Origin of the sequence: Larkinella sp. C7, from assembly GCF_006149005.1 — a bacterium.
GTDB lineage: Bacteria > Bacteroidota > Bacteroidia > Cytophagales > Spirosomataceae > Larkinella.
Window position 1 is genome coordinate 566,207 of the sequence record NZ_VBSL01000004.1, and the last position, 18,451, is coordinate 584,657.

Here is an 18,451-nt window from a genome sequence, read left to right on the forward strand (position 1 = left end):
CTATGATAAAATAGCGCGCAATTCTTACAATTGGGCTACTAATTTCTGTTCCAGAACGGATTTGGCAACGGCACCAATGACCTTGTCCACCATTTTTCCGTTTTTAAAAACCATCAAAGTCGGAATGCTGCGGATACCGAATTGGGCCGGAATCTGGGCATTCATGTCCACATCCATTTTCGCCACGATGGCTTTGCCTTCATATTCGCCCGCCAGTTGTTCCACAACGGGTCCGATCATTTTACAGGGGCCACACCATTCAGCCCAAAAATCCACAAGTACCGGTATATCAGAATTGATTACTTCTGCGAAGTTGGCGTCGGTTATTTCAATCGCTTTTGCCATGATTGTATCTCGATTTTTTGTCTTCTTTAACTCATCTGTACGTACAATGTTTTGAATTGGAAAAAAGTTCACGCGGTAGAATCATTCGCATTTTCTAACAATTGTACTATTTCACCTTTCAGAATTGGCAGGTGTTTGATCACAATTGACCACACAACTGTATCGTTAACAGCATCATACGCATGAATGATTCGATTTCGGGTATCAACAATTCTCCGGGCATTTGAAATTGATAGCGAAGAATCCAGTCGTAACGCATTATTGGTTGCTTCTCCAATAATTTCGAGTTCCCGTTCTATGGCCCTACGAAGCATTTTGTTGGTTTGATATACCTGGTAAGATCGGCTATTTGCCAGATAGCCATCAATCGAGTCAATCGATATTACAATATCTGTCAAACATTTACGAATTTCATCAGTCATTCCAAAATCGGTATTTTAGTACGGTTTACGGAACGAATAAAATACGGATTCTGCAAAGTTACTTCTTCTACCAATTCAACCGGGCGTCCTAATAAGGTTTCCAATTCTTCCGCCAACTCGAAATAGTTATCTGCGTAATCTTCGATTTTTATCTTTTTTTGATCGAAACTAAGCAATAAATCGATGTCGCTATCCGTCGAAAAATTTCCGGTACAGGCTGAACCGAACGCATACAGCCTATTAACGTGATGTCGCGAGGCAATTTGCCTGATCGTCTCAAGATTACGTTCAATCAATGACGTTAGCATGATTTCTTCACGTGTTAATTCAAACGATAGCCGACCCCGTCGATCGCGTCCAATTCTTTCAGTAATTCATTGACCGGCGAGATTTTAAACGGCCTCGACAACATGCTGACGTCAACCCGGTCTTCGTCGTCCGTTACCCGCAACACCAGATTGCAGGAACCGGGATAGGACTTCACCAGATCGGCAATTTTGGTCACAAACTCGTTGTTAATCAGCTTCAAATCCAGTTGAACACACAATTCTTTGCTGTATTTTGTCCGGACTTCGGTTAGTAACTGAATGAAATTCGGGCGGAATTCGAAGGCGTCGGAGTTCCAGCGGTTTTGCAGTTTTCCTTTCACATGGAGAAACAAGCCTTCTTCGATGTAATTGCCCATTCGCACAAAATCCTCGCCGAATAAACTCATTTCGACCGTTCCGTTATAATCTTCCAGTTTGAAAATCACAAACGGGTTTCCGTTTTTCGACTGCCGGAGTTGCTTGGTCGTCACAATGCCGCCCACGGTTATTTCCCGTCCCTGATTCGCTTCATCGAATAGTTTATCGAGCGTGCAGGTACAGAAACTTTCCAGTTCAATCCGAAATTCATCCAGCGGGTGACCGGAAATGTAAAAACCGACCACGTCTTTTTCAAATTTCAGGCGTTCAATTTCGCTCCAGGGTTCCACAATGGGCGGTTTGGGCCGGGCAATGTTGGGTTCTCCGCCAATTCCGCCAAACAACGACTGCTGGGCCGCCGACTTCTCGGCGTGGTAGTTGTTGGCGTATCGCGTCAGTTTTTCAATATAGGTAGCGGTTTCTCCTTCGGCGGGGGTAAAATACTGCGCCCGGTGGAATTCCTCCTGATTATCAAAGGCTCCTGCGTAGGCCAGACTTTCCAGCGTCTTTTTATTCACCGTTCGCAGGTTGATCCGAATCACAAAATCGTAGACATCTTTAAACGGCCCGCCTTTTTTGCGTTCTTCAATGATGGAATCTACCGCTGCGTCGCCGGTGCCTTTGATAGCCCCCAGTCCAAACCGGATTTCCCCTTTCTGGTTCACCCCGAAAAACCGCTCCGATTCGTTAATGTCCGGCCCCAGAACCGGAATACCGATGGCTTTACATTCCTCCATGAAGAAGGTAATTTTTTCGATGTTGCCCAGTGAACTGGTCAACACGGCCGCCATATACTCCGACTTGTAATGCGTTTTTAAATACGCGGTTTGGTAGGCAACAAAGGCGTAACAGGTCGAGTGGGATTTGTTGAAGGCGTAGGAGGCAAAGGCTTCCCAGTCGGTCCAGACTTTCTCGCACGTCTTGATGGCCAGCTTGTTAGCCGCACAACCATCCATAAACTTGCCCTTCATTTTGTCGAGCGTTGCGCGGTCCTTCTTCCCCATCGCCTTCCGCAACACGTCGGCATCCCCCTTTGTGAAGTTGCCCAATTTCTGCGACAGCAGCATCAATTGCTCCTGATAGACCGTAATCCCATAGGTGTCTGCCAGGTATTCTTCCATTTCGGGTAAGTCATATTTGACTTCTTCCCGCCCGTGTTTCCGGTTGATAAAGTTCGGAATGTAGGCAATCGGGCCGGGGCGGTAGAGGGCGTTCATGGCAATCAAGTCCTCAAAACGGTCCGGTTTGAGGTCTTTCATGTATTTCTTCATCCCGTCGGATTCGAACTGGAAAATCGCGTTCGTTTCACCACGCTGGAAAGTCTTGTACGTTTCTTCGTCGTCGAGCGGAATGTCGTCAATGTCGGTTTCGACCCCGTTGACAAACAAACCGCCGTGGTTTTGCTTGATCAGCCGCAGGCTTTCCTTGATGATCGTGAGGTTTCGCAGACCCAGAAAGTCCATCTTGATAACGCCCGCATCCTCAATCACTTTCCCTTCATACTGGGTAATGATCAGGTCAGATTCTTTGGACGTCGAAACCGGCACGATGTTCGATAAATCCTCGGGGGCGATGATGATCCCGGCGGCATGGATACCGGTATTCCGGATGTTTCCTTCCAGTTTCCGGGCCTGTTTCAGCACTTTTGCCTGCAAGTCATTTCCCGACTCGATCGCCCGCATCTTTTTTACGTTCTCGACCTCTTCCGGCTGAATCATCATGCCCAGCGACTCGATGGAATCCTCAAAAATTTTCTTGAGGGTCATGTTGTACGTCGGTTTATCAGGCACCAGTTTCGCCAGGGCATTCGATTCGGGCAGCGGCAATTCCATCACGCGGGCTACGTCCTTGATGGCCGATTTGGCCGCCATCGTACCATACGTCACGATTTGGGCTACCTGCTGCTTGCCGTATTTTTTGACCACATAATCGATCACCTTCTGGCGACCCTCGTCGTCAAAGTCGGTATCAATATCGGGCATGGACTTCCGGTCGGGATTCAAAAACCGCTCAAAAAGCAGGTTGTACTTGATCGGGTCGATGTTCGTAATCCCGATGCAATAGGCCACCGCCGAACCAGCCGCCGACCCCCGGCCCGGTCCCACCATCACACCCAGATCGCGCCCGGCCTGAATAAAATCCGAAACGATCAGGAAGTAACCCGCAAAACCCATCTGGCGAATCACCCCCAGCTCAAACCGCAATCGCTCGTCCGCTTCGGGGGTCAACACCCGGTATCGTTGTTTAGCACCTTCGAAGGTCAAAAATTCGAGATAATCGTCCTGGGATGCAAAACCGTCGGGAATCACGAAGTTGGGCAGCAGAATGTCGCGCTTCAGTTTCAGCGTTTCGACCTTGTCGACAATCTCGTTGGTGTTGTCAATCGCTTCCGGCAAATCGCGGAAGAGCGTCGACATTTCCTGGGTATTTTTGAAGTAAAACTGGTCACTGAAAAACGCGAAGCGGGTTCCTTTTTTAGAACCTTCCTCATCGTTGAATTCCTTTTCCGACGGGGTGCTCAGTTTTTCGTTCGTGTTGACACACAGCAGGATGTCGTGTGCCACCCAGTCTTCCCGATCCACGTAATGCGAGTCGTTGGAAGCAATGATTTTGACGTTGTATTTCCGGGCAAATTTGACCAGCACTTCGTTGACCTTGATCTGATCGGGAATCTCGTGGCGTTGCAGTTCCACATAATAATCTTCCCCAAACCGGTCGAGCCACCACTGAAATTCTTTTTCACCCGCTTCCTCGCCTTTTTTCAGAATGGTTTTCGGAACCGACGCCCCGATGCAACAGGTCGAAGCAATCAGGCCTTCCTTGTACTGATCGATCAGTTCTTTCGTAATCCGGGGGTACTTGCCATACAGCCCTTCCGTATAACCCAGTGAACAGAGTTTGATCAGGTTTTTATAGCCCTGCGGGTTTTTCGCCAGCAGCAGCTGGTGATAGCGAATGTCCTTCTGTTCTTTGGTAAACTGCTTTTTGGTATGATCTTCGACGACATAAAACTCACAGCCCACAATCGGCTTGATGCCCTGTTTGGCGGCTTCAGCCACAAACTCGAATACGCCAAACATGTTGCCGTGGTCGGTGATGGCGACGGCCGGCATGTTGTCGGATTTGGCTTTTTTAATCAGTTTTTTAATCTCAGCCTGCCCGTCAAGCAGTGAGTATTGGGTATGGCAATGGAGGTGTGAGAATTGCATCGGTACTTGTTACAGAAGAGATTTCCAGGCTAAAATAACGCTTTCGGACGAGCATATACCCGTTTGTCTCCAGAATATTTACCCGAATCTGATTTTCAGCAGCTTAAAAAATATACCTTAAACTCATTCAATTCCTCCAACTCAACTTCCAGATACTTCCCAAACAATTTTTCACCCACCTGGGTCTTTAGAGCCGAAATTCCGACATCAATCAGCCGTAATCCTTTATCAGTCAGCAGAATATTATCGTACTCCCGCTCTGATTGGAAGGGCGACGGATGTCCTGGTGGACAAAACCGGCCTGATGCAGTTCCTTCAATTCATCCTCAAAAACATCCAGCAACAATTCCCGTTTGGAAATTTCAATACCGCGAAAATCCTGAGGATAAAGCCTTTCCATCACCAACATGTCCCACTCGTTCGCTTCATCGTAATCCAGCCGTATAAACCGGGCGACCAATCCATTGATATGATTGGCAATTTTCAGTTTTTCAGCTTCATACCGATATCCGAACACGTATCCCCCGAAAAACCTTGGCCACTTCGGTTTCGGATAAAGCTACGACGAGATTATTCGCTCCGTAAGAAAGCTGGTTGGAATCCGTTTGTGCATGTTACTTCCTCCGCTTTTCCGCTTTCACCCATTCCTGCTGAAAGGTTATCATAACCGATTCATAATCAGACACCGGATAGTTGACCAGCAGGTGTTTGGCATCGCGGCTCATCGGTAAATACACCAGACCCCGAACGGATTCGCCGGGCTGTAAGGTCGTGGGTTTAAGTGCTAATTCCTTCCAGCGATAGGATTCGTAATCGTAGCGTTGCATCCGGTCGGCAAACATGCCGTGGTCGATGATGCGTTTGGCCTGAATGGCGGAGTATATGTTATTGTGGGTAATCCGGTTCTGTACCCAGCGTTCGGGCCGCTGGTTGTTGCGCGACGACGAACTGGCGACATCACTGGCCACTGCCGCCACCAGCAAAACCGTATTGATAACTTTCGCCGTTTTGAGCCGTTTCACCTCCCGCTCCTGGTTGTAAACCGTGCGGTCGGCTTCGTGTATGGGGTCGGCCGCCGAAAACATGAGCGGTTTCTGGGGTGAACTGGCTGTCCGGAAAACCGTGTGCTGTTCTTCATCCAGGGCCGTATATTCAAATTTGGCCGGATTAACCTCGAACGGGCGATCCGTCTTGTTCTTTACTTCAATATCCAGCGCTACATACTGCAAATCCAGCCGCTCGTAGGAAGCCACGACGACAATGCCGTCCCGTTCCGCTTTGGTCGTCGGCCGACCGTCGATCAGGGCCACATCGCCGGAAACCGGTTTGAGTTGGTATACTTTTGTCGCACAGCCGCTTAATCCGGCCAGCAACACCATTGAAATCCACAAAGTCAGTGTAGTCTTCCTCGTTTTCATACCATCATTTGTTTGATTAATCGAAGATACACTTCTCCCGAACCAAAATCAAAAGGTTTTGTGATGAACGAACGGGAACGGGTTTAATCTGTTACGTCAGCCAATTCTGAACCGCCAGCCACACGTTCCAGCCGCCAAAAAGCAGGGAGACGGCCACCACCACCAGCATCGCCAGATTTTGCAGTCCTGAATTCCGGTAAGCTTCCGGTATGAGTTTTTTGTCGTTCACCGCCCGAAACAGAAATAGCGTGACCACCGGCAGTAAAACCCCGTTAATGGCCTGAACCACAATAATAACCGGAACGGGCCTCGCGTTCATCAGCCCGAATGCCAATCCTACCCCCATGACACCCAGCCATACTGACCGATAGCGCCAGGAAGCATTGGCCCAGCCCAGCAAACTCTGGGACGTTACCGCAGCGGCCATCGGGGCCGTCAGAGCCGACGTAAAACCGGCCGCAAACAAGCCAAACGCAAAGAGACGCCGGCTCCAGCCACCAACCCGGTTGGCCAGGGTGTCGGCGACATGCTGGAATGAAAACTCGCCGGTCACCAGGGTTCCGGTCACCAAAATCGCCATGGAAATGAGTCCGCCAATCAGCACCGCCAGTCCGATTCCCCAGCGCATTTCCGCCAGCGACTGCCCCTTTCCAATGCCCGACGCCAGAAACAGATTATAAGGAACAATGGTCGTTCCGATCAGGCCAATCACCAGCACAAACGAATCGGCGGAGGCAACCGGTACCACCAGAGCCTTCACAAACATACCGGCTGACACGTCACTACGGGTTGCCACATAAGCGAACGCAACGCCCATAACAAAAACAACCACGCCCAAAAAATTAGCAATCAGGCGTGTTGAGCCCTGCCAGAGCAGAAAAATGCAGACCAGCCCGATTCCCACGGTTAGCCAAACCGGTGACACCGGAAGGATCATCGACAATCCTGCCACTGCCCCCAGAATGTTTCCGGCCTGATAGGCAGCACACCCTAACCCGATGGCAAACAGCAGCGAACCGGCAATCCAACGGCTCCCGGTTCCGTAGGACCGGGCCACCACCTGTCCCAGACTTAACCCGGAAGCGATGGTGATTCGGGCGGCTGCTTCCTGCAAAACAATCGTGCCAATGGTCGAGAAGGTAAGCGCCCAGAGTAAATCCAGTCCGAAGCGTGAACCCGCCATGGCACAGGTCGTGACCGTTCCGGGCCCAATGAAAGCCGCTGAGATGACCGACCAGAACAATACACTTCCGAGACCGGAACGAAAAGAAAGGGATTTTGGCACGAAAAGAGGAGTTAAGAGTGAAGCGTTTAGCGTTAGGTTAGGTCGGGTTTGGGACTTCCATAACCGCCACCGCCCGGCGTTTCAATCCGGATCCGTTCGCCCGGGGTCATGGTGCGGGTAAAAATGCCCGGCAAGGCGGTTTCGGTTCCATTCGGATCAATCAGCACCTGCTGTCCTGTTTGACCTGGCGCACCGCCCTGTAATCCGTACGGTGCTGCTTCCCGGTGCTGGCTGAGCAAAGTGGCCTGAACGGGCTCCAGGAATTCGATTTCCCGGACAATGCCATCGCCACCCGGCCACGCCCCCACTCCTCCCGAACCGGCCCGAATGTCAAACCGATGCAGGCGCACCGGATACCGCCTTTCCAGTTCTTCCGGATCGGTGAGTTTGGTGTTGGTCATGTGTTGATGAACCGCCGAACGACCTGCAAAACCGGGTCCGGCTCCCGCACCCCCGCCGATGGTTTCGTAATAGCCAAACGCCGAATTACCAAACAGGAAATTATTCATCGTTCCCTGACTACAGGCAGCTAACCCCAGGGCTTTCAGCAGGGTATCCACCAGCCGCTGGCTGACTTCGGTATTGCCGCCCACCACGGCCGGACAGTCTGCCGGTTCATCCGAAAACGTCGGATTTAGGAAACACTCGGGCAAACGAAGCGAGACCGGGGCCATCAGGCCTTCGTTGAGCGGTAGGTCCTGTCCACACCACAACCGAAGCACATACAAAACCGCACTGTATAAAATGGACAGATTTGCATTCAGGTTATGGGGATGCACGGACGACGTACCGGCAAAATCAAAGAGAATCGACTCCTTCTCAACGGTAATGTTAACACAAATCCGGTATCCATCGTCCAGCGACTCCTGAGCCGAAAAGGTTTGTCCGGCAAAGTGCTCCAAAACCGGTTCTAATGAATGGGCAGCCGCCTGTTGAAGACGGTGCATGTAGCCGTGAACCGTTGCCAAACCGTGTTGACGAACCAATGCCTGCAAAGCGGTTTCGCCTGCCCGCAGAGACGCCAGCGCGGCTTCGATATCGGCCCGGTTTTCGGCCAGCGAGCGGGTTGGAAAAGTAGCTTCCGTAAACCGCTTCCGGACGTCATCCCACAAAAAGCGGCCATTTTTTACGAGGTATTGCGGTTCAAGCACCACGCCCTCCTCGATCAGTCGCGTAGCATCGGGCGGCATCGAACCGGGCACTTTTCCGCCAATCTCGGCATGATGGGCGCGGTTGACGACATAGCCAATCAAGGCATGGGTTTCGGTAAAAACGCCCGCGATCAAGGTCACATCGGGCAAATGCGAACCGCCGTATTTGGGATGGTTGGTGATCACAACATCGCCCGGACCCAGCGACAACCTGCTCAAGACCAGACGCGTGCAAATCCCTAAACTTCCGAGATGCACCGGAATGTGGGGTGCATTGACCAGCAGTTCGGCCTTTTCATTCAACAAGGCACAGGAGAAATCCAGCCGCTCTTTCACATTGACCGAAAAAGCCGTTCGCTGCAACTGAGCGCCCATTTCTTCGGCAATGGCCGTAAACCGGCGGGCGAACAATTCCGTTTGAGCTGCTTCCAGCAAGGGCGCATCGGCGGTTTGAGCCTCACCCGTATACCGGGCGACGGCATTTCGATTCGCACCAATGGTAACCTCCCAGCCTTCGTCCAGATAACCGGAGGATGTACTATTTAACAACAAGGCCGGGCCTTTGAAAAACGCGCCTTCCGGTAGTGTGGTCCACTCGTAAACAGGAACTGATTCAACGAAAAAAGCAGGTGTTGCCGCTACGTTTCGTACACCATTCTGGCTGGAAAACAGTTCTTTGCTTTTTTCACTGACCAGGACCCGAATGCTTTCCAGCTCAATCGCCCGATTGGCGGGAAAATGACCGTAAAGGTGCTGATACCGTTCCTGGAAAAGAGCTTCGAGGGCTTTTTCCCGATCCAAAACCGACCCGGTTTTTGGGTCCATCATTTCGGTATACGGGACTTCAATCGCACTTTCCTGGCCCTTCAACCGCATGAAAAACAGAACGTTATTTACCTCAACAGCCGTTTGTTCACCAATATCCTGCCGTAAAACCGCTGTTGCTTCTCCGATCAACTCATTGACCACCAGTTTTAGTTCGGGCGCAGCTTTTTCAAGCGATTGCAGGATTTGCCGGGCAGCCATCCGCTCAATCCGGGCCTGACCAATTCCATAGGCACTCAGCAGGCCACCGTCGAACGGTAGAATCAGCGTCTGAATGCCCAATAACTGCGCGACGGCGCAGCCGTGCAACCCCCCGGCACCACCAAAAACCAGCAAGGCATAATCTCTCGGATCGAACCCGCGGGCCACGGAAATTTTACGAATCGCCCCGGCCATCGTTTCGTTGGCGATCCGTTCGAATCCCAGCAGCAGATTTTTTTCGTCTACCGCTTTGCCGGTTTTCTCTTCTACCTGTTTCTGAACCCGTTGCAAAGCCGCCTTTGCCTTTTCGACCTGAACCGGAATGCCAAACAAGGCCGGATGCAGCCGTCCCAGCAACAGATTGACGTCGGTAATCGTCAGCGGGCCACCCGCTCCGTAACAGGCCGGCCCTGGCGATGCGCCCGCACTCTGTGGCCCAACCCGCAATTGCCCGAACGTCGACCCGGTTTCGTCGAACCAGCAAACCGAACCACCCCCGGCCGCCACGGTTTCTACGGCCAGCGAAGGGGATTGCAGTGTAAACGGGCCTACTTTGGTCGTAAACTGGTAGTCGACCCGGCCATCGAACCGGGCCACGTCGGTGCTGGTGCCGCCGACATCGAGGGTCAGCGTCCGGTTAATCGAAAAACCAGCCAGACTTTTGGCAACGTGTCCGGCACCAATTACCCCACCAGCGGGGCCACTCAGCAAACTGTCTTTGGGCTGAAACAGGTCGGCTTTCACCAGCCCCCCTCCGCTGGTCATCACCCGAACGGGATTGCCGCCGAGTTGCCGGGTCAGATTGGACAAATACGAACGCAAAACCGGGGTCAGATACGCATCGACAGCCGTCGTTTGTGTGCGGGGCAAATACTGAATGGCGGAGGAAAGCTCACTGGAAAGCGTCACCAGAAAACCGGCTTTGCGCAAGGCTGCCCCCATCTGCTGTTCGTGTTCCGGGTTTCGGTAGGCGTTCATCAGAGAAACGGAGACGACCTCCGGTTTGGCCAAACGAAGATGTTCCAGAAGTTGGGTCACCGAATCGTCGGCCAAAGGCTTAACCGGTTGCCCGTCGGCATCCACTCGCTCGTCCAGTTCCCATACGGATTCGTAGACAACCTCAGCCGGAGAAATGTCCAGTTGAAAAAGATGGGGCCGTTGCTGGGTACCGATCTTGAGCAAATCTTTAAATCCTTTTGTAACAACCAGGCCGACGCGTCCCCCCTTCCGTTCCAGCAATGCATTGGTTCCTTTGGTTGTTCCCAGACGCATTTCCAGGGATGGAAACGGTTTATCTAACGGTGTTAAGGTCAGCAAACGAGTGGCTAAAACCGGTGCTTCTTCCCCCGTGAATAACTCAACCGTTACTTCACTTTGGAGGTTTATTAGTTTATCTAACAGAAGATTACCTGATAAATCCAGCCTTAAAACCGTTGCTTCTTCACCGGTTTCCAAAATTCGCAATCCATACCCGTTGAAAATGGGAGCCTGAAGCCATTTTGCGTCCAGTTTAAGCCCATTATCAGACGTGATTATCCCCCGAAGACAACTGCTGCTGAGTACTTTGGTGCGGTGTACAGTACCCTCCGGATCGGTGGCCATACCATCCGTGAAGGTTCCACCGGTATCAATCCAGATTTGCCACATTCTGTTATTCCTGAATTACTTCCCAACCGAAATCATGTTGGCGAATAAGCGGTAAGCGCCCGGAACACCAGCCGGTAGTTCCCGGAAAAACACCAAGCCGGTATACATAAAATGTCCTTTTCCGTATTTGCAGTATATCAAGCTCCCGTCTTTGGCGGCTTCATTGGTGTCGTGCGCCGAAAAAATCGGTTCGTACGCTTTGTCCCACTCCTGCGCAAAATAAATGCCCCGCTCCTGAACCCAGCCGCTAAAATCCTGGTCCGTAATTTTGTTGGGTGTATTGAGCAAGGGATGTTGCGGTTTTAAAAACGTCATTTTGGCCTCCTCTTCCGTGACCCGATCCCGGCCAACGGTGAAGGGATACGGCCCGATCTGATTCACTTTCAGGCCGTTCTGAATGAAAGATCCACCTGGTGTTACGTACTGGACGATCATGGTGCCGCCATTTTTGACGTACTCCATCAGTTTGGGCTGGTAATACCGCAGCCATTCTTCGGTATTGTAAGCACGGACACCCACCACAATGGCATCATACCGCGCCAGATCCGCATTCAACTCGCGGGGGCCAAGCGGAGTTACCAGACAACCAATCTGCTGCAAAGCCGCCGGAACTTCGTCCCCCGCTCCCGCGATGTACCCAATGTTTTTACTTTTTACCTTGACGTCCAGTTTCACCAGTTTGGCTTCAGCCGCCGGAAACAGGGTTTGGGTGGGAATGTGTTTGTACGCCACCACCCGCAGGCTGCTGGCATATCCGGTTTTTTCCGGCGATTCGGTGCTGACCACCGCGCGCAGTTTGCCCTCGCTGTAGGCCGCCGATGGAAATACCCGGAACGACACCCGCACCTCCTGCGCCTTTTCTTTCAACTCAAACGGCAGTTGCGCCGGTTCGATCCGCCAGCCCGTTGGAACTTCAAGCTTTAACGTCCCGGAAACGTTTGCCCGGCCGGATTTCAACATTACGTCGACGGTTTTCGGCGTATTGTCGGCAAAAACGTAAACCCGTTCAGCCAGGTTAACCATTACAGCTGGCTGGATGATAAACGGGCGGTAGATTTCGCCATCCACCGGATCGGTCGATTTGTAGCTCCACGGACGACTAAAGGTAAACGTCTGTCCATCAATGTCGAAGGTGTAAAGCGTCGTGAATGCGGGCGGATTTTCAGGGTAGCCAATTAGTGCCTGGTTGCTCACCTGAAACAAGCCTTTCACCACCGGTTTTTCCAGCCAGTAAGGCTGCGAGACTGGCTGGTTGGCCGGAATGTTCACTGTTGTTGTAAACGCAGCGACATCATTCGGCTTCAGAACCAGATTCGTAACGGTATCTTTCTGGATCGCGGGCATTTGCATGCCGATCAGCTTCACCGGAAAATCGGTTCGGTTCACCACGCTGCTCGTCACCCGAATGGCTTCACCGGGCGCGGCTGCGTAGTTGCCGGGGTTGGTTTCAAACCAGAGTCCGATACACTGCTGAATCAGCGTCTCGATTTCCAGACGTTTGGTTTTGACGTAGATATTGGCGGTATCGAGCCGACTGAGTGCCTTATACGTCTGCACCAGAACCGGCACCGAAGCCACCGGTTTTTCGGGTTTGAAGTTGGCAATCGCCTGATTAATCAACTGTTGCACCGATTCGCTGCCCGCAACGCGTTTCCAGCTCAGATCGACGCCATCGAAGGGGTCATTCGGTGCCGGTTCTCCGCCTTTCAGGGCCAGATAATCAATTTTAACGCCCCGGTTTGCCGGAACGCCAAAGCCCTGGCTTTTGTGCTGGCTCCGGCTTTCGGCGGCAATTTCACCGTATGATTTTCCCAGCAACGGATTATAGAGACCCGTTTCCACCGAAATCACGCCCGGTTCGTCCGGTTTTTTATTGCTCATAAACGCCCCCGGAATAAACACGTTCCAGAAAATCCGTTTGGGTTGCCACGGTTTCACCCACTTCAGTTGCTCGGGATATTTGGTCGGATCATTGGCAATCTTGAAGGCTTCCTCAGCCAGATACCCCGACGCGCTGTGGTGACCATGACCGGCGCGGCTATCGGGCGGAAACCGGGTAATGATCACATCCGGGCGGTATTTCCGAATCATCCAGACCACATCGGCCAGGGCCTGCTCCTGCCCCCACATCCGAACCGCTTCATCCGTCGATTTGGAAAATCCGAAATCGTTGGCCCGGCTAAAAAACTGATCCGGACCGTCGATGCGCCGGGCTGCCAGCAATTCCTGCGTCCGAATCACGCCAATGTATTCGCCCTGCTCGGGTCCGATCAGGTTCTGCCCGCCGTCACCCCGCGTCATGGAAAGGTAGCCGGTTCGGAGCAGTCGCTCATTGGCCAGATACGTTAGCAACTGCGTATTTTCGTCGTCCGGGTGGGCTGCCACATACAGGACTGACCCTACCACGTTAAGTTTTTTGAGTCCCTGCAAGATGGTTCCGGCCGCGGCTGGTTTGTTTTGCCCGAACGAAAGGGAAGCGAACGCGGTGAGAACGAACGCGGTATAGCAGCAGAATCGGAAATAGTGTCGGTTGATCATCAGAAGGAAGCAGTCACATGAATAACAAAAATAGTCAGGGCAAACGAACGAATTGCTACCGGCTTCGGCGCATTTTGAATTAAAAGTCCGTTTTTTTTGATCCCTAAAAATAAGTACAGTTTTTCTCTAAAAAATCTATCAAAACCAGTTTACCGATTTTCAATTGCTGTCAATCCAATTATATTTGCGACTTTGCAAAAATTAAACCTCATTAATCTTACAGCATGAATTCGAGTATTTACCTTGTTCCCATTCTGGGTCTCATTGGCCTGGTGGTGATGTACACCAAATTTGTATGGGTTTCGCGCCAGGATGCTGGTAACGAACGGATGCAGGAGATCGCATCCTACATCGCCGACGGTGCCATTGCCTTTCTAAAAGCCGAATGGCGGGTCCTCATAATCTTCGGTGTTTTTGTTGCCCTCCTGCTCAGTTTTGCCGGTACTTTAGTTGAAAACTCCGACTGGCCCATCGGAATTGCCTTCGCCATCGGGGCTTTCACTTCAGCCCTTGCGGGGTACATCGGCATGAAAATCGCCACCAAAGCAAACGTTCGCACGGCACAGGCCGCCCGGACCAGCCTGACCCGCGCGCTGGCGGTTTCATTCACCGGCGGCTCGGTGATGGGCATCGGCGTGGCCAGTCTGGCCGTGATCGGGCTGAGCGTTTTATTCATCATTTTTTATTCCATTTACGTGGGAGCCACCGGCGATGTGAACGGAATTCCCATGGAAAAAACCCTGGAAGTGCTGGCCGGTTTCTCACTGGGTGCCGAGTCCATTGCCTTGTTTGCGCGCGTTGGGGGCGGTATTTACACCAAAGCGGCTGACGTCGGTGCGGATCTGGTGGGAAAAGTTGAAGCCGGTATTCCGGAAGATGACCCGCGGAACCCGGCGACCATTGCCGATAACGTGGGTGACAACGTCGGTGACGTGGCCGGGATGGGTGCCGATTTGTTCGGTTCGTACGTGGCCACCATTCTGGCCACGATGGTGCTGGGTCGGGAAATCCGGATTCCGGATGTGAGCAACATTTTTGGTCACGCGCCCATCGTATTGCCGATGCTGATTGCCGGCATGGGGCTGATCTTCTCCATTATTGCCACCTATTTTGTGCGGGTAAAAGACGACAATGGCAACGTGCAGGCGGCTTTGAACATGGGCAACTGGGCGTCCATCATCCTGACGGTTGTTGCTTCCTATTTTCTGGTGAACGCGGTTCTGCCCACCGGCATTCTGGAAATCCGGGGCGTTGAGTTCACGCGGCTCGATGTGTTTTACGCCATTGTCACCGGTTTGGTGGTCGGGGCATTGATGTCGATTATTACTGAATATTATACGGCGATGGGTCGCCGTCCGGTGATGACCATCGTTCGCCAGTCATCGACCGGTCACGCGACCAACATCATCGGCGGTTTGTCGGTGGGGATGGAATCGACGGTTTTGCCAATTCTGACGCTGGCCGCCGGTATTTTTATTTCCTACAAATTTGCCGGTCTATATGGAGTGGCGATTTCAGCCGCCGGGATGATGGCGACAACCGCCATGCAATTGGCCATCGACGCCTTTGGTCCGATTGCCGATAACGCCGGTGGAATTGCCGAAATGAGCGAACTGCCCGAAGAAGTTCGGGGTCGCACGGACATTCTGGATGCCGTTGGAAATACGACGGCCGCTACCGGAAAAGGATTCGCCATTGCCTCTGCCGCCCTGACGTCGCTGGCCCTGCTGGCCGCTTTCGTGGGCGTTTCGGGCATTACCGGCATCGACATTTACAAAGCTGATGTGCTATCCGGCCTCTTCGTCGGCGGAATGATTCCGTTCATCTTCTCGTCGCTGGCGATTGCTGCCGTGGGCCGGGCTGCCATGAAAATGGTGGAGGAAGTTCGTCGTCAGTTCCGCGAAATTCCGGGCATTCTGGAAGGAACCGGCAAACCGGAATACGAAAAATGCGTCGCCATTTCAACCCAGGCGTCGATTCGCGAAATGATTCTGCCGGGCGCTATCGCTTTGATTTCACCGGTCATCGTCGGTTTCATTTTCGGCCCCGAAGTATTGGGCGGTTTTCTGGCGGGGGTTACGGTTTCCGGCGTTTTAATGGGGATTTTCCAGAGCAACGCCGGTGGCGCGTGGGACAATGCCAAGAAGTCTTTCGAGAAAGGTGTTGAAATCAACGGGCAGATTTATTACAAAAAATCGGAACCACACAAAGCGTCGGTAACGGGTGATACCGTCGGTGATCCTTTCAAAGACACATCCGGCCCTTCGATGAACATTCTGATCAAGCTGATGTCGATCGTATCGCTGGTCATTGCGCCGTACATCGCCGTGCAATCGACTGAAACCGCGGAATTTGTGCAGGAAGGTCAGGTTGCGGTGGGCGGCATGGAAGGCGTCGATCTGGAAAAATCAACCGGGGCTGACAATGAAACCGTCAGTACGCCCAATCTGGGCGCGTTTCAACCGGTTAAATTGACAAACGGCACTGAACTCTCCCTCCCGGAACTGGGCGTTGAAAACAAACTGCTGGCCTTCATCGAGGATGACCAAAAAGCGGTCGATAAAGAAACCTGGTTTGACTTCGACCGGCTGACGTTCGAGACCGGCAGCGCCACGCTCAAACCCGAGTCGCAGGAGCAGTTGAAAAACATCTCCGAAATCCTGAAAGCCTATCCGGGTGTCGCCATTAAATTGGGCGGTTACACGGATAATACCGGCAATGCGGATTCCAACCTGAAACTCTCGGGCGACCGGGCCAAATCCGTTCAAAACGAACTGGCCAATCTGGACATCGACAAAAGTCGGGTGGATGCGGAAGGCTACGGCCAGGAACACCCGGTGGCGTCGAACGACACCGAAGAAGGGCGCGCCCAAAACCGCCGGATTTCGATTCGGGTGACGAAGAAGTGATTTTCCAGACAAGAGAGGATAGACAATAGAGCAAAGACGAAAACATTTCAATCAGAAGCGTAGCTCGTTCATCTCTTGTCTTACCTCTCATTGCTAATAGATTAGAAACAGAAAACCCGCCCAATTGGGCGGGTTTTCTGTTTCTAATCTATTAGCAATCAAACCGGTGTTAAGCGGCTTTCCCCCGCATCGAACGCGGAATTTCAATCGTAGCAATCGGGAGAGCTGTGCTATCCAGAATTTCGACGCCTTCCAGTTGGATGGCGCTTACTTTTACTGTTTTGCCCAATTCCAGATTCGAGATGTTCACCTCAACGTAATCGGGAATCTTCGTGTAAGGCCCGCTCAGTTTCAGTTTACGCATTTTCTGAATCAATTTCCCCCCCTGCTGTACACCGGGAGAAATACCGCTAAAACGAATCGGCACTTCCACTTTAATATCTTTTCCTTCAACGATTTCCAGGAAATCCGCGTGCAGAATCTGGTCGTTCACCGGATGGAACTGCGCGTCCTGTAAAATGGCCTTGTATTCGTCACCTTCAATGTTCAGAGTCACTTCGTACGCGTCTGGCGTTGTCAGCAAGGTGCGGAACAGGATAGCCGGCGAATAGAAATGGACCTGGGTTTTACCTCCGTACAATACACAGGGTACATTTCCTTCGATACGAAGAGCCTTCGACTCTGTCTTACCGAGATTCGCTCTGTTATACCCTACAATCTCGTGTTGTTTCATGATTTTTGATTTTAGATAATAGACAAGAGATCAAAGATTGTTGACATTCCAGAATGACAGCCAGCCTATCGCCTTTTGTCTATCCTCTATTGTCTATCCTCTTTACTCTCTTTTAATAATTTATAAACAATGAACTAATAGATTCATGATCGCGAATGCGGCCGATGGCTTTGGCAAATAAATCCGCCACCGTCAGCACTTTCACTTTTGGACTCAACTGGCGCAACGGCATGGTGTCGGACACCACGAGTTCTTCCAGCACCGAATTCGTAATGTTGTCGTGCGCTTTACCCGACATCACCGGGTGCGTACAGATTGCCCGGACGGATTTGGCTCCTTTTTCCAGGATAATTTCAGCCGCCTTGCACAAGGTTCCGCCCGTATCGATCAGGTCATCGACCAGAACGACATTGGCACCTTCCACATCCCCGATGACCTGCATCGAGGCAATCTCGTTGGCCCTTTTGCGGTGTTTGTCGCAAAGAACGATGTCGGCGTTAAAATGCTTCGCAAACGTCCGGGCGCGGGCGGCCCCACCAACGTCCGGCGAGGCAATCAGCAGATTGTCCAGATTCAGACTCCGGATGTAGGGAACGAAAACCGACGTTCCTTCCAGGTGATCCACCGGAAAATCAAAGAATCCCTGAATCTGACCGGCGTGCAGGTCGATCGTCATCAGGCGATCCGCTCCGGCAGCGGCCAGCATGTTGGCCACCAGTTTGGCCGCAATCGCCACCCGTGGTTTGTCTTTCCGATCCTGCCGGGCGTACCCGAAGTACGGAATGACGACCGTTACGTAGTGAGCCGAGGCCCGACGGGCTGCGTCGACCATCAACAACAACTCCATCAGATTGTCGGCGGGCGGGTTTGTCGAATGAATCAGAAAAACGTCGCAACCACGAACCGACTCCTCGTAGCTCGGCGATAATTCGCCGTCGCTAAATTTACGCAGGGTGTAACCGCCCAGATCCTTGCCGTATTGGTGGGCAATTTTCTCTGCCAGATACGTCGATTGACTACCTGAAAAAATCTTAACCGTGTTGAGGGATGCCATTCAGTGCTGAATCAGTGCCGAAAATGTC

At 52.0% G+C, this 18,451-nt stretch carries 12 protein-coding genes; 1 reads left to right on the forward strand and 11 read right to left on the reverse strand.

Features of this window, described 5'->3' with window-relative positions:
• Positions 1-24: 24 nt before the first annotated feature.
• From trxA to FH871_RS13395, 9 genes are all read right to left on the reverse strand, one after another.
• Positions 25-345 (reverse strand): thioredoxin, encoded by a 321-nt coding sequence (gene trxA, locus FH871_RS13355; RefSeq protein WP_114406522.1) that lies wholly within the window; start codon positions 343-345, stop codon positions 25-27.
• A 68-nt stretch (positions 346-413) separates the two neighbouring features.
• Positions 414-767 carry a DUF86 domain-containing protein gene (locus tag FH871_RS13360; RefSeq protein WP_138991911.1) on the reverse strand — a complete coding sequence of 118 codons (354 nt, stop codon included), beginning with the start codon at positions 765-767 and terminating at the stop codon, positions 414-416.
• Positions 764-1,075 carry a nucleotidyltransferase family protein gene (locus FH871_RS13365; RefSeq protein WP_138991912.1) on the reverse strand — a complete coding sequence of 104 codons (312 nt, stop codon included), beginning with the start codon at positions 1,073-1,075 and terminating at the stop codon, positions 764-766. Before FH871_RS13365 ends, FH871_RS13360 begins: the two co-directional genes overlap by 4 nt.
• 14 nt (positions 1,076-1,089) lie before the next feature.
• A complete protein-coding gene (dnaE, locus tag FH871_RS13370; RefSeq protein WP_138991913.1) occupies positions 1,090-4,662 on the reverse strand; it encodes a DNA polymerase III subunit alpha in 3,573 nt (1,190 codons plus the stop codon).
• A gap of 232 nt (positions 4,663-4,894) precedes the next feature.
• Positions 4,895-5,179 (reverse strand): hypothetical protein, encoded by a 285-nt coding sequence (locus FH871_RS33480; RefSeq protein ID WP_212768227.1) that lies wholly within the window; start codon positions 5,177-5,179, stop codon positions 4,895-4,897.
• 97 nt (positions 5,180-5,276) lie between these two features.
• The gene (locus tag FH871_RS13380; protein WP_138991914.1) at positions 5,277-6,080 is read right to left on the reverse strand and encodes a hypothetical protein; all 804 of its coding nucleotides are present in this window, start codon (positions 6,078-6,080) and stop codon (positions 5,277-5,279) included.
• Positions 6,081-6,171: 91 nt separating this feature from the next.
• Positions 6,172-7,365 carry an NRAMP family divalent metal transporter gene (locus FH871_RS13385; RefSeq protein WP_138991915.1) on the reverse strand — a complete coding sequence of 398 codons (1,194 nt, stop codon included), beginning with the start codon at positions 7,363-7,365 and terminating at the stop codon, positions 6,172-6,174.
• A gap of 32 nt (positions 7,366-7,397) precedes the next feature.
• A complete protein-coding gene (locus tag FH871_RS13390; RefSeq protein WP_138991916.1) occupies positions 7,398-11,189 on the reverse strand; it encodes a hydantoinase B/oxoprolinase family protein in 3,792 nt (1,263 codons plus the stop codon).
• 15 nt (positions 11,190-11,204) lie between these two features.
• Complete coding sequence (locus tag FH871_RS13395; RefSeq protein WP_138991917.1) at positions 11,205-13,727, reverse strand: PIG-L family deacetylase; 2,523 nt, start codon at positions 13,725-13,727, stop codon at positions 11,205-11,207.
• Between the two features lie 224 nt (positions 13,728-13,951).
• Here FH871_RS13395 and FH871_RS13400 point away from each other — a divergent pair, with 224 nt between their 5' ends.
• A complete protein-coding gene (locus tag FH871_RS13400; protein WP_138991918.1) occupies positions 13,952-16,636 on the forward strand; it encodes a sodium-translocating pyrophosphatase in 2,685 nt (894 codons plus the stop codon).
• Between the two features lie 169 nt (positions 16,637-16,805).
• Here FH871_RS13400 and FH871_RS13405 read toward each other — a convergent pair whose 3' ends face one another.
• On the reverse strand, positions 16,806-17,369 hold the full coding sequence (locus FH871_RS13405) for a 50S ribosomal protein L25/general stress protein Ctc (protein WP_138991919.1): 564 nt from the start codon (positions 17,367-17,369) through the stop codon (positions 16,806-16,808).
• A gap of 112 nt (positions 17,370-17,481) precedes the next feature.
• Positions 17,482-18,423, reverse strand: a complete 942-nt coding sequence (locus FH871_RS13410; RefSeq protein ID WP_138991920.1) for a ribose-phosphate pyrophosphokinase — start codon at positions 18,421-18,423, stop codon at positions 17,482-17,484.
• Between the last annotated feature and the right edge of the window lie 28 nt (positions 18,424-18,451).

Excerpts from the sequence above, each read along its gene's own strand:
- trxA (WP_114406522.1), bottom strand. The coding sequence starts at position 345 with ATGGCAAAAGCGATTGAAATAACCGACGCCAACTTCGCAGAAGTAATC.
- FH871_RS13360 (WP_138991911.1), bottom strand. The coding sequence starts at position 767 with ATGACTGATGAAATTCGTAAATGTTTGACAGATATTGTAATATCGATT.
- FH871_RS13365 (WP_138991912.1), bottom strand. The coding sequence starts at position 1,075 with ATGCTAACGTCATTGATTGAACGTAATCTTGAGACGATCAGGCAAATT.
- dnaE (WP_138991913.1), bottom strand. The coding sequence starts at position 4,662 with ATGCAATTCTCACACCTCCATTGCCATACCCAATACTCACTGCTTGAC.
- FH871_RS13380 (WP_138991914.1), bottom strand. The coding sequence starts at position 6,080 with ATGAAAACGAGGAAGACTACACTGACTTTGTGGATTTCAATGGTGTTG.
- FH871_RS13390 (WP_138991916.1), bottom strand. The coding sequence starts at position 11,189 with ATGTGGCAAATCTGGATTGATACCGGTGGAACCTTCACGGATGGTATG.
- FH871_RS13395 (WP_138991917.1), bottom strand. The coding sequence starts at position 13,727 with ATGATCAACCGACACTATTTCCGATTCTGCTGCTATACCGCGTTCGTT.
- FH871_RS13400 (WP_138991918.1), top strand. The coding sequence starts at position 13,952 with ATGAATTCGAGTATTTACCTTGTTCCCATTCTGGGTCTCATTGGCCTG.
- FH871_RS13405 (WP_138991919.1), bottom strand. The coding sequence starts at position 17,369 with ATGAAACAACACGAGATTGTAGGGTATAACAGAGCGAATCTCGGTAAG.
- FH871_RS13410 (WP_138991920.1), bottom strand. The coding sequence starts at position 18,423 with ATGGCATCCCTCAACACGGTTAAGATTTTTTCAGGTAGTCAATCGACG.